The 12,636-nt window shown below is 40.1% G+C and carries 6 protein-coding genes and 1 tRNA gene; 3 read left to right on the top strand and 4 right to left on the bottom strand.

Features of this window, described 5'->3' with window-relative positions:
* Positions 1–47: 47 nt before the first annotated feature.
* The gene (locus OQ5_RS0104660) at positions 48–626 is read right to left on the bottom strand and encodes a DUF2179 domain-containing protein (RefSeq protein ID WP_016776366.1); all 579 of its coding nucleotides are present in this window, start codon (positions 624–626) and stop codon (positions 48–50) included.
* 107 nt (positions 627–733) lie between these two features.
* Positions 734–2,308 carry a peptide chain release factor 3 gene (locus tag OQ5_RS0104665; protein WP_016776367.1) on the bottom strand — a complete coding sequence of 525 codons (1,575 nt, stop codon included), beginning with the start codon at positions 2,306–2,308 and terminating at the stop codon, positions 734–736.
* 1,223 nt (positions 2,309–3,531) lie between these two features.
* On the opposite strand from OQ5_RS0104665, the gene thrA reads away from it, so the two are divergent.
* A complete protein-coding gene (thrA, locus tag OQ5_RS0104675; RefSeq protein ID WP_016776369.1) occupies positions 3,532–5,967 on the top strand; it encodes a bifunctional aspartate kinase/homoserine dehydrogenase I in 2,436 nt (811 codons plus the stop codon).
* Between the two features lie 179 nt (positions 5,968–6,146).
* Here thrA and OQ5_RS0104680 read toward each other — a convergent pair.
* Positions 6,147–6,218 (bottom strand) — tRNA-Gly (locus OQ5_RS0104680).
* Between the two features lie 112 nt (positions 6,219–6,330).
* Positions 6,331–9,675, bottom strand: a complete 3,345-nt coding sequence (locus OQ5_RS0104685; RefSeq protein WP_016776370.1) for a sensor histidine kinase — start codon at positions 9,673–9,675, stop codon at positions 6,331–6,333.
* A gap of 583 nt (positions 9,676–10,258) precedes the next feature.
* On the opposite strand from OQ5_RS0104685, the gene OQ5_RS0104700 reads away from it, so the two are divergent.
* Together OQ5_RS0104700 and OQ5_RS0104705 are read left to right on the top strand one after the other, a co-directional pair.
* Positions 10,259–11,722: a tryptophanase gene (locus tag OQ5_RS0104700; RefSeq protein ID WP_016776372.1), complete on the top strand. Its 1,464-nt coding sequence runs from the start codon at positions 10,259–10,261 to the stop codon at positions 11,720–11,722.
* A 257-nt stretch (positions 11,723–11,979) separates the two neighbouring features.
* A partial coding sequence (locus OQ5_RS0104705) for a biotin/lipoyl-containing protein (protein ID WP_016776373.1) occupies positions 11,980–12,636 on the top strand: 657 nt, incomplete at its 3' end.

The following is a 12,636-nucleotide window of genomic DNA, read 5'->3' on the forward strand; positions in this document are numbered from 1 at the left end:
CATTTGAAATAGATTGCTGACTTTTTCAGAAGCCTCTAAATAGTATGTTATTTCCCTTTTCTCCAGGGGAACTGATGAATGCCTCTATCCAGACTTCGAACCGGAAAAACACCCTGATTGGCAAAACGCACATCTTCAATGGTATAAAAAGCTTTCGGATTGAACTCTTTTATCAAACTTGTGGCATGCTTAAAATTCGAACGTTTAATCACGCAATAGATCACTGTTACCTCGCCACGAGACCCGTTTGCTTCGTGCCAGGTTACCCCGTATCCCTGGTCAGCTAATTTTTTAGCAAGGGTTATTCCCGGTTTTTGAGTGATTATCTGTAAATTAGCATAACCCAATGCAAGTTTTTCTTCAATGATTAACCCAATGTAATTTCCGGTGGCAAAACCTGCAGAGTAAGCAATGAAGTAGAACCAATTGTCAAGATTCTGAAAAATTTTCGTCATTGCAAGAAGCCAGATGAATATTTCAAAAAAGCCAAGTATGGGAGCGAGTATTTTTAATCCTTTGGAAATAAATACAATACGGACAGTACCAATGGTTACATCTGCTACCCTGGCTAAAAATATCAATGCCGGAATAAGTACCCAACTGTACCAGAAACCTTCTGTAATCATCCTTTAAAAAAATTGAAAGTTCTTTCTGTTAACATTGACTACAGAAAGAACGGTGATTTTGTGTAAACAAAGTTAGTCTTAACAGAAAAAAATCAAAACACCTGGCATTAAAACTCCGAAGTAAAATGAAATTTTATATTTTTAAAATTTTCGCGGGCCATATCAAGCATGTAGGCCGAATCGGCAAGAAAAACGTCACGTCCGAATTTGTCTTTCGCCATATATTGGTTTTTCCTCTTTTTAAAATCCTCCAATTCTTCATTATCTTCAGATTCCAGCCAACAGGCTTTGTACAAATTGATGGGTTCGTAACGGCAAGAAGCACCGTATTCATGAAGCAACCGATACTGGATAACTTCAAACTGCAGCGCTCCCACAGTTCCGATTATTTTTCGTCCATTGAACTGACTGACAAATAACTGCGCAACGCCTTCGTCCATCAACTGGTCAATTCCTTTTGCCAGCTGCTTCGATTTCATGGGATCGGCATTTTCTATGTAACGGAAAAGCTCCGGAGAAAAGCTTGGTAATCCTTTAAAAACCAAGTCATCTCCTTCACTCAGGCTGTCGCCTATTTTAAAATTTCCAGAGTCGGGAATTCCTATAATATCGCCGGGAAAAGCTTCATCAATAATGGATTTTTTTTCGGCCATAAAAGCCGTCGGGCTACTGAATTTCATCTGCTTTCCAAGGCGGACATGTTTATAGTTGGTATTTCTTTGAAAGTGTCCTGAACAAATTTTTACAAAAGCAATACGATTTCGATGGTTCGGGTCCATATTGGCATGGATTTTAAATACAAATCCGCTGAATTTTTCTTCATCCGGCTCTACTTTCCGTTGCTCGGCAACAGACGGACGGGGAGGGGGTGCAATTTCCAGGAAGCAATGCAACAACTCCCTGACGCCAAAATTATTCAGTGCACTTCCGAAAAACACAGGAGCAAGTTTACCCTCGAGATAAGGCGACTTATCGAATTCGGGATAGACACCATTGACCAGTTCCAGCTCTTCACGCAAAATCCCGGCCGAAGATTCACCTATTTCTTCTTCCAGACCGTTGTCGGATATATTGAGACTGAGACCTTCTTCAACCGTTTGTTTATTGGGTTTGAACAGATAAAGGCTTTCTTCGAAAAGATTATATACTCCTTTAAAATCGGGACCGTTCCCTATGGGCCAGCTCAAAGGACGAACATTAATTTTCAGTTCTTCTTCTATTTCATCGAGTATCTCGAACGGGTCGCGTGACGGCCGGTCCATTTTATTGACAAAAACAATGACAGGGGTGTGACGCATACGGCAGACTTCCATCAACTTACGGGTTTGAGCTTCCACGCCTTTTGCTGCATCAATAACAATGATAACACTGTCAACAGCTGTCAGCGTACGGTAAGTATCTTCGGCAAAGTCCTGGTGACCAGGTGTATCAAGTATGTTTACTTTGTAACCGTTGTATTCGAATCCCATAACCGAAGTAGCCACTGAAATACCACGCTGCTTTTCAATCTCCATGAAATCCGATGTGGCAGTTTTTTTTATTTTGTTGGATTTAACAGCGCCTGCAACATGAATAGCACCTCCAAACAAAAGAAATTTCTCGGTAAGAGTAGTTTTTCCAGCATCGGGGTGACTCACAATTCCAAATGTTCTTCGCCGCTTAATCTCTTCTTTAAATGTCATGTTTTATAAATTTTCAGCCTGCAAAATTAGTCATTGTAATTTAACCCCAAAGCTATTTTTCCTGTTTTATCTTATTTGCTTTATATCACAGTCAATAGTCAGTTAAAAAAGCCTAAACCCAGAGACGCAATGACGCGAGGTTTTTATTATGAGAGCGTTAGGGTTTGAGCCATTGATTATTTAAACAATTGTTTACCAGACATCTGAAAAATTTAACGGAGTATTGACAGTAGTATTTCACATATTGTATGAATTTTGCAAGTTTATAGACAGGCACTAATAAGTGTCCGTCCATAAAGTGCCATTTGCTGTGTTACGCTTGCCGCCAAAATACTCATTTAAGAGTAGTAAACTGCGTTTTTGGCGACTTCGCAAGACTTGAAATTGGCACTTTCTGAACAGACACATGATAAGTGGGAAACTTTTCCTACTTTTTAGACAGGCCCAGATTAATGATCTGTTGAATAAACTTACAATTTAAAGGATTTTTTAGCAGGTCGATAACATTTATCATGTTTTCACCCGTTTTTTTTCTACATTTGCTAATTCGAAATAATAAGGATTTAACCTGCTTTATTCATAAATAATCTATTCCAATGCTCAACTATCGGCGAAATACAAGTGTCCTCGTCAAATTTGATTTGAAAATAGTTCACTATTTCCTGCTTCAAATTTGTCTGCGGTTTCTTGTATTTCTTGATATTTGAACATTTCATCACGAAAATTCATGAATAAATCAGGTTAATTAGTGTCTGTCCATAAAGTACCATCTGCTGTGTTATGCTCGTCCGAAAATTACTCATTTACGATGAGTAAACTGCGTATTTTCGGACTTCGCAAGCCTTGTAAATGACACTTTCTGAACAGACACACATATTGTGAAAATTTTTGCGAATTGATAGAAAGGCACTAATTATTGGTCAATACTCCGTTAAACTTTTAAAAATGACTGGTAATTAATTATCTATGAGTCCGGTCTAAAAAGCATCTTTGTTGCCAAACTCATTTATTGAATAGAGAAGGAGAATCACAACTCTCTGACAATAAAACTTAACGTTTTTCCGAATCCATAGTATTAACAAAGGATTACTCTGCGTTTAGTTTTTTTAATAAGGACAATTAATTGATGATAGCCAAAACATATAATTATATAAAATATTGATAAAGAAGATATTGATATTTATCATTTAAAGTGTTGAAATAATAAAAAGGGACAGTTTTTTATGAGGATATTGAAATTCGGGGGTACATCTGTCGGCTCAGCCGATAATATAGCTAAAGTTAAGAAAATCATAGATGCTACAGAAGGACAGATTGTTGTTGTAGTATCGGCTATCGGAGGTATTACTGATCGACTTATCAGTGCAGCACATAAGGCTGCCGAAGGTGACAGTTCTTATGCTGCCGAGGTTGATAAAATAATCAGCGATCATCAGCAGATCATCAATCAACTTTTCCCGGACAGCAGGTCGCGTGAGGCCATTCAGGAAAATGTTGCTCCTGAGTTTGATGAGCTCAAGTCAATCAATAAAGGAGTATTTCTGATCCGCGAATTAAGTGAGAAGAGTCTTTCCGGTATTTCAGGAATAGGTGAGAGGCTGTCGTCCAAAATAATTGCGGCATATCTTAATGCCCGATGGTTCGACAGCCGGTTATACATAAAATCCTATGTAGAATACGGACGTAACCAGGCCGATTTGTCAACGACTTATAAATTGCTCGAAGAAGTACGTCCCCAACTTGGAAAACTTTCCCTTTTCCCGGGGTTCATAAGTAGCAATAAAAAAGGAGAAAATACAACTCTTGGGCGGGGCGGATCAGATTATACTGCCTCTATTCTTGCTTCGGCATTTGATGCTGAAATGCTTGAGATATGGACCGATGTGGATGGATTTATGACAGCCGACCCCAAAGTCATAAGCAGGGCTTATTGTATAAATCACCTCAGCTATGCCGAAGCCATGGAACTGTCGCATTTTGGTGCTAAAGTTATTTACCCACCCACAATTTTGCCTGTCTATCAAAAAAATATACCCATAACCATTAAAAACACTTTTAATCCGCAGGCCCCTGGTACTCTGATCGATAAGGTGAAAGAAACTCCGGGCCCTCGCCAGATAAAGGGCATTTCTTCGATTAAAGATGTTTCCCTGCTCACCATTCAGGGAATTGGCATGGTTGGCGTCTCGGGTATTTCAATGCGCCTGTTTGCTTCTCTGGCTGCCCGCGAGATTAATGTTATTCTTATTTCTCAGGCCTCCTCCGAAAACAGTATCAGTATAGTGATAGATAGTCACCAAACGGAGAAAGCCAGAAAAGCTATCGAAAAAGAATTCAGTCGTGAACTGGCCGACCGCCATATCAGTAATATTATTGTTGATGACAAAATGGCCGTTGTGGCTATTGTGGGAGAAAATATGAAGCATACCACAGGCATAGCCGGTTTGTTGTTCAACAGTGTTGGCAAGAATGGGGTCAATGTATATGCTATTGCCCAGGGTGCTTCAGAGCTCAATATCTCTTTTGTGATCAAAGAGAAAGACATAAAAAAAGCGCTGAACGTTATCCATGAATCTTTCTTTCTTTCTGATTATTCCCGTCTTAACCTGTTTGTTGTCGGAAAAGGGACTGTTGGTAGCAAGCTTATCCACAAAATAGCAACACAAACCACGAAACTGATGAGTGAAAACAGCTTAAAAATAAGGTTGGTAGGACTCGCAGGGCGGCAATCGATGATTTTTGATAATGAAGGTCTGGATGCGGCATCGGTCGTTGAAAAGCTTGAAAAGGAAGGTATTCCGGGTAATGTCAACGAGTTTCGCGACAGAATTATTGAAATGAACCTGGCCAATAGTGTTTTTGTGGATTGCAGTGCCAGTGAAGAAGTTGCAGGGCTGTACCTGTCGTTACTGGAAGCCAATATTTCGGTGGTGACGGCCAATAAGATTGCCAGCTCTTCTTCCTTCGAGACTTATCGCAAGCTTAAAGAAACCGCCCGTAAAAAAGGTGTCAGGTTTTTCTTTGAAACAAATGTGGGAGCCGGACTGCCAATTATAGCACCCATTAATGACCTGGTGAGAAGTGGAGAGAAAATTGTCAGGCTTGAAGCTGTTCTTTCCGGAACCCTCAATTATATTGTTAATACGCTGTCGGAAGATAAACCTTTGTCAGAGGTTATTGTGGAAGCGAAAGAAAAAGGTTTTAGCGAACCCGATCCCAGAGTTGATCTAAGCGGAACCGACGTTGTCCGAAAGTCCCTTATTCTTGCAAGGGAAGCCGGCTACCATCTTGAAGAATCGGAAGTGGAAGTGGAACCTTTTGTTCCCCAGGATTATCTTGATTTACCGTCACTGGAAGAATTTATGGCAAAAGTCAAAGAATTGGATGATGTCTTCGAAAACAGAAGACAACGAGCCGTTTCGGAAGGAAAAAGATTGCGCTATGCTGCCCGGATGACATCGGATGGAAAAGCAAAAGTGGGCTTGATGGAAGTTGATCAGCATCATCCGTTTTATGATCTTGAAGGAAGCAACAATATTGTTTTAATCTGGTCGGAACACTATTTCGAACATCCCATGCAAATCAAGGGTTACGGTGCCGGAGCCGATGTTACGGCAGCCGGGGTGTTTGCAGATATAATAAAAGTGGCCAATGTATAATAATTAGTTTCTGTCCATAAAGTGCCATTTACTGTGTTACGCTCGTCCGAAAATTACTCATTTACGATGAGTAAACTGCGTATTTTCGGACTTCGTAAGCCTTGTAAATGACACTTTCTGAACAGACATACGATTTAAGTAGAAAACTTTTCCAACTTTATAGACAGGCATTAATAATGAGCGGAAAACGGGAGTCGAACCCGCGACCCTCAGCTTGGGAAGCTGATGCTCTACCACTGAGCTATTTCCGCTTATGATGTGTCTGACCTTCCGGTAACCGACCAACTTTTCTGTCACAAAAATAGAAAAAATATCATTCTCTTATCACGATTTTTTCTCTTTTCGGATTCTGAAAATTCCGGTTTACTTTTTCTGCTTCAAAGGAATTTCAAAACCGAAAGTACTTCCTTTTCCGATAGTACTTTCTACAACGAGCCTGCCACCATGTTTCTCTACAAACTCTCTGGAGATGGTGAGACCAAGACCAGACCCTTTTTCTCCGCTTGTGCCGGGTTTGGGTGTTAAGAAACTTGAACTTTTCAGTTTTTCAACTTCTTTGTGCGGAATGCCGGTGCCGGTGTCAGTTACTCTGAAAATGCAATACTCATTTTTTGCATAGGTGGAAAGAAAAATTTGCCCGTTTGGTGGTGTAAATTTTATTGCGTTAGACACCAGATTTCGGATGACTGTTTTGATCATATCTTCGTCTGCCTCCATTTCAACGGTTTCATCAACCTCTGAAGTATTAATTTTAATGCCTTTCTTTATTGCACTTTCATTCAGCAGCTTAACATTGTCGTCGATTATTTTTTTGAGGTGAACAATACCAGGATTAATAATGATTTCGTTGGTCTGAGAGCGGGCCCAGTACAGGAGATTTTCGAGTAAAGCCAATACCTGGTTGGCCGATTCGTGGATATATCCGGCATATTCTATAATCATATCGGTTTCCCCCTCGGCAGCCATCTCTTTCAAAAGACTGGAAAACCCGATAATTGTATTAAACGGTGCTCTTACATCATGTGCGATGATAGAAAACAGTAGGTCTTTGGTGGTGTTCAGTTTTTGCAGGTTTTCATTGCTTTCTGTGAGCTTGTCGGCCTGCTTTTTCAGTTCATGTGCCTGAATTTCAATTGTTCTCTTCTGCTTTTCCAGTTTTTGGTTGCTTTGATCCAATTCCAATGCCCTTTTTCTGAGCATTTGATTTTTCTCATCGATTTTTTTGGTACGTTCCTTAATAAGTTCGGTTAAAGCCGCTTTTTGTCTTCTGAGCACACCGGTTCGAAGCCGGTACCCATAATAGAGTAAAGTGAAAACAGTTGTTACGGCCAGAATAATGAACCACGTTGTCATATACCATGGAGGAAGAACTTCGATTTGAATGGAAGCGCCTTCCTGGTTCCATATTCCATCGTTATTGGCGGCCTTAACTTTGAAAGTATATGTGCCCGGATTAAGATTGGTATAAGTTGCCTCCCGCTTGTTACCTGCATAATGCCACTTTTTTTCAAAACCAATGAGTTTGTAAGCATACCTGGTCTTTTCGGGTGCAATATAATTGATGGCCGTGTATTCAACGGAGAACAATTTGTCTGAGTATGAAAGTCTTATTTTATCAGCACTGCTAATGTGCTTTTTAAGCGGCTGATCTTCCCCGTACTTTGTGACGGGCTCATTGAAAATACTCAGATTGGTCAGTATTACCGTGGGAGGAGTGAGGTTGTATTTAATTTCGTCGGGAGCGAAGGAATTTAGGCCCGACGGACCTCCAAAAAAGAAATACTTTTCGCCATCATAGTAAGAAGACCTGGGATTGAAGTCGTTTGATTGTAAATTGTCTCCCACATCAAAATTGAATACTTCTCCCGTTTCAGGATTATACCGGGTCAATCCACCGTGTGTGCTGACCCACAAATTTCCGTATTCGTCGTGTTCAATACTACAGATATATTGATTGCTGAAATCATATGAATGATATGAAAAATCATCATTCCCGGGGTGATACCGGTGAAGCCCGCTCGTAGTGCCGATCCAGAGTTTGTTGTCAGGAGTTTCATGAAGACAAACAATTTCATTACTGTAAAGAGTCCGGGGGTCTTTGTCCTGATCATAAAATAAATAGCTCTTAAACTTGTTGTCTCCTTCTTTGAGTTTGTTTAGTCCGTTCGATGTACCAACCCACAATGTTTGCTGATGGTCCAGCAAAACATCGGTTGTCCATTCTCCTGAAAGGTCGCTGTTATCGGGTGTGAAATGCTCAAATACTCCTTCTGTCTTTTTAAAATAATCAACACCAACACCATGTATGGCCAGCCACAAATTTCCTTCCGTGTCTTCTTCAATAGCCCGTACATCGTTACCACCAATGGATTGAATATCATCTGGATGGTGGACAAAGCTGATGAAACAATTTTTTTGCGAATCGTATTTCTGAAGGCCGCCGAAATAACTGCCAATCCAGATATCATTCCGGTTGTCGAGATGAATATCAAAGATACTTCCATCCGCGAGCGAACAAGTATCATCCTCTGAAAAGTGAAAAGTTTTTGTGACACCTTCATTCCAGTCAAATACCGTAATACCCCCGTTATAGCCGCCACACCATAAATTGCCCTCAGCGTCTTCACATATCGTCGTAACATTTATGTCGGACAGCGGCCAATAACTATCAGAATCGTCAGTAAACAACTGAAATCCCCTTTCAATTGCTGATAGATCAAAGCCTGCTTCTGAGTAAATAACCCAATAATTGTCTTGATGATCCTGAAAAATACGTATCGGATTTTTTTGTATGGAATATTCATTGGCAGGATCGGGATAATAGCCAACAAATGAATCAGAAGGTCGATTATGAAATTTTAAACCGGTATAATCACACGACCAAATGTTTCCTTTATTATCCTTATAAATATCTACAACAAATGATTCATAATGTCCTGTCAGATATCTTTTTATATCTTTTCTCCGAAAGTTTAGCTTAAAGAGCCCATTGCCAAGTGTAGACACCCACAACAGGCTATCCTGAGTCACTATATCGGTTATGGTCATGTGGCGCAAGTCAAGCGAGTCTGTTTCGCTAAGCCAGGATGGAAGAGATTTCTTTTGGTAACCATTTTCGGGTGAAACGTACTTCAAACCACCTTCATTTTCCTGCCCAAGCCAAAGGCCGCCTGCGTCATCAAAACAAAAGGTGGCTATGTGTCCATCCTCAACATCAATAATTTGTTTGAAATATTCCTCCGATTCATCATACAAAAACAGACCATTACCGGCAGCAACAACGATGTTTCCTAAACTATCTTCATCTATCTGATAAACAAATGAGCTGGTTAATCCTGCCGGATTGGCGGTAGAAGACATAAGTTGAAACGAATCGTAATCGGGACGGTAGAGCGAAAGACCCCATATCGTACCTATCCAAAGACGGTTTCGGCTGTCGCAAAAGAGCGAACGAATATTATTGTTTGCAAGATTGGGATATTTGCCAAGATGATTACGATAAACTTTAATCTGGTGCCCGTCATACCTGTTCAAACCGTCCACAGTACCAATCCAAATATACCCGGTTTTGTCCTGGGTAATGCAGGTGGTAAATTGGCTCGACAATTTGTCTTCTCCAGGTAAATCTACAAACCTCAATTCCGGGACCTGCGATTTCGCAGGTAATCCCAACAAAAATAAAACTAAAACAACCCCTGAAAACTTCATTTCTAAACCCCTAATGCTACAAACGTCAGAAAATGCGCTATAAAGGCCAGGGTTTTTAGTGCCAACGCCAAACCTGCCAGGTGATTTCTGTTAATCGAAAATACGTGCAGAAAACCACGGACAGGTTGAGCATTTGCACAAGACAATTTAAATCAAATAAAAAGACTGCAAAATCCTTTTCTTGTACATGTATACTCTTAAGAAACAAAAAAGTTGTATAAAATTCCTTTACGGGATCGTTCCCCAAAAACAATTTATGCATGTTTTTCTAATTTTTATTCAAAATAAACAAGAAAGCCCGGCTGATAAAAAATGACTTACATCACTTATTTTAAGAAATAAGCACTAATTTTGTGTTGTATTATAGTTAATTTCTTCAAATTTCTTTGAAATTAAAGACATTTTGAGCTGCAGGTGTTAATCCGCATTATTCGGTTTTATTTAAAAGATGTAAATCAAAGTAAGCCATTTATATTCAACCACTTGTGGTTGCAGTAAAAATCCAAAAAATGCATATTTTTTCATTCTCAGAGAGTTTTAAAATAATTTTCAAAAACAATAAAAAATAATACGCAAAAAATTTATGGAAACCCAGCAAAGTCAAACCATTAAATTTTTCGGAGATGAGACCTTCCCGGTCGAAATGCACAAAGTCCGCATCGTTCAAAAATTATTTCTCCGCCCGGTAGAAGACCGCCTCAAGGCAATAAATGAGGCAGGATACAATACTTTTTTACTAAACACCAAAGATGTTTTCCTGGATATGCTTACTGACAGCGGCACTAATGCTATGAGCGACAATCAGGTATCATCCATGTTGAAAGCCGATGATGCTTACGCGGGAAGCCAGAGTTTCTATAGAATGGAAAAAGCCCTTCAGGAAGTATTCGGCAAAAAATATATATTACCGGTACACCAGGGACGTGCAGCCGAGAATGTTGTTTCTCAGGTGTTTATTAAAAAAGGGGATGTCATTCCCATGAATTATCACTTCACCACCACCAAGGCACACATGGAGTTGAACGGAGGAAAGATTTTTGAAATCTATACCGATGAAGCGCTTAAAATTAAAAGTGACAATCCGTTTAAAGGAAATATTGACATAGATAAGCTGAATGCCCTTATTGAAAAATATGGAGCAGATCGGGTTCCTTTTATTCGAATGGAAGCTTCTACCAATCTGATTGGAGGTCAGCCTTTTTCAATCCAAAATATGCGTGATGTAAAAGCCGTTGCAGACAGACATGGTATAATGATGGTTCTTGATGCCAGTCTTATAGGAGAAAATGCCTGGTTTATCAAGCAGCGTGAACCTGAGTTTAAGAATACTTCCATTAAAGATATCTTACGATTGATGTGCGATTTTGCCGATATAGTTTATTTTTCTTCCCGAAAGGTTAGTTCAACGCGTGGAGGGGGAATCTGCACAAATGATCATGATTTGTTTCTTAAAATGCGTGATCTCGTTCCGCTTTATGAAGGGTTTCTTACTTATGGAGGAATGTCTGTACGCGAAATTGAAGCCATGGCCGTTGGGCTGGAGGAAACCACTGATGAGACGGTTATTAATCAGTCACCATCTTTTATTGAATATGCAGTAAGAGAACTCGACAAAAGAAATGTCCCGGTGATAACGCCTGCAGGGGCGTTGGGATGTCACATCGATGCTATGTCATTCCTGCCTCATGTGCCACAGCAGGAATACCCCGCCGGTGCCTTAGCAGCTGCTCTTTATATCATTTCAGGTTGCCGTGGAATGGAAAGAGGAACCATCTCCAGCGTGCGGGATGAAAACGGCGATGATATTCTGGCTGATATGGAGTTACTGCGCCTTGCATTTCCGCGACGGGTTTTCACCCTGTCTCAAACTAAGTTTCTTATCGATCGTGTTCACTGGCTCTATAAGAATCGCAAACTCGTGGGTGGTTTGAAGTTTGTTGAAGAACCGGCTGTTTTACGATTTTTCATGGGACGTCTTGCTCCTGTAAACGAATGGCCCGACAAATTGGTAGCAAAATTTAAGGAAGATTTTGGCAATAGTCTCTAATCCCGGAACAGATTAGATTTTAGGTTTGACCGGTATCGCCTTATGGTGATGCCGGTTTTTTTATGTCATCTTGTTAATAATGGCAGTGAACAGGCATGTTTTCAAAATGACCCCGTTCGTTGAACAAAATGGAGCGAACAGTGGTTTTCATGTAAAACAAATGAACAACAACAACTTATTTTTATTTGGATTTGTTTTAAATAAATAAAAATTTTAATTTTGCAATCTGTATATTACAAAAATTAAACCCAACTGATATGTCAACATTTGAAATAAAAATGCCCAAAATGGGCGAAAGTGTAGAAGAAGCTACCATCACTAAATGGTTTGTCAAAGTAGGTGATAAGGTTGAAGAGGATGACCCGATACTTGAAATTGCTACTGATAAGGTCGATTCCGAAATACCATCACCGGTAGCCGGGACAGTTAAGGAGATCAAGTTTGATACCGACGAAGTGGTTGCCGTGGGAACACCTGTTGCCATTATCGATCTTGAAGGAGAAGGAGATGATGAGGGGGAAGATACTGAAAATCAGGAAGAAGTTAAAAGTGATAAGCAACAAGGGACTAAGAAATCCACTCCTGAAAAAGAACCAAAGTCGCTAGAAGAACCAGCCGCGAAAGAAGAAAATAAATCTGAAGACAAGCAACAAAGTGATCGTTTTTATTCTCCGTTGGTTAAGAGTATTGCCAGGGAAGAAGGCATCTCATTCAAAGAATTGGATACCATAAACGGCAGTGGAAAGGATGGAAGAGTTACGAAAGATGATATTCTGAAATATCTCGAAACACGCGGATCAGAAAAAACCCCGTCAACAGAACCTGCAGAATCTGTGTCATCAGGACAAAAGCCTCAACAACAGAAATCGCCACAACCCATCCAGGCACCTAAGGTATCGGCCGGAGAAGGCGAT

It is taken from the genome of Anaerophaga thermohalophila str. Valhall (assembly GCF_000250735.1).
Classification (GTDB): domain Bacteria; phylum Bacteroidota; class Bacteroidia; order Bacteroidales; family Marinilabiliaceae; genus Anaerophaga; species Anaerophaga thermohalophila_A.

Bases quoted from the DNA above. Each gene is read 5' to 3' on its own strand.
- OQ5_RS0104660 (WP_016776366.1), bottom strand. From the start codon at position 626: ATGATTACAGAAGGTTTCTGGTACAGTTGGGTACTTATTCCGGCATTG.
- OQ5_RS0104665 (WP_016776367.1), bottom strand. From the start codon at position 2,308: ATGACATTTAAAGAAGAGATTAAGCGGCGAAGAACATTTGGAATTGTG.
- thrA (WP_016776369.1), top strand. From the start codon at position 3,532: ATGAGGATATTGAAATTCGGGGGTACATCTGTCGGCTCAGCCGATAAT.
- OQ5_RS0104685 (WP_016776370.1), bottom strand. From the start codon at position 9,675: ATGAAGTTTTCAGGGGTTGTTTTAGTTTTATTTTTGTTGGGATTACCT.
- OQ5_RS0104700 (WP_016776372.1), top strand. From the start codon at position 10,259: ATGGAAACCCAGCAAAGTCAAACCATTAAATTTTTCGGAGATGAGACC.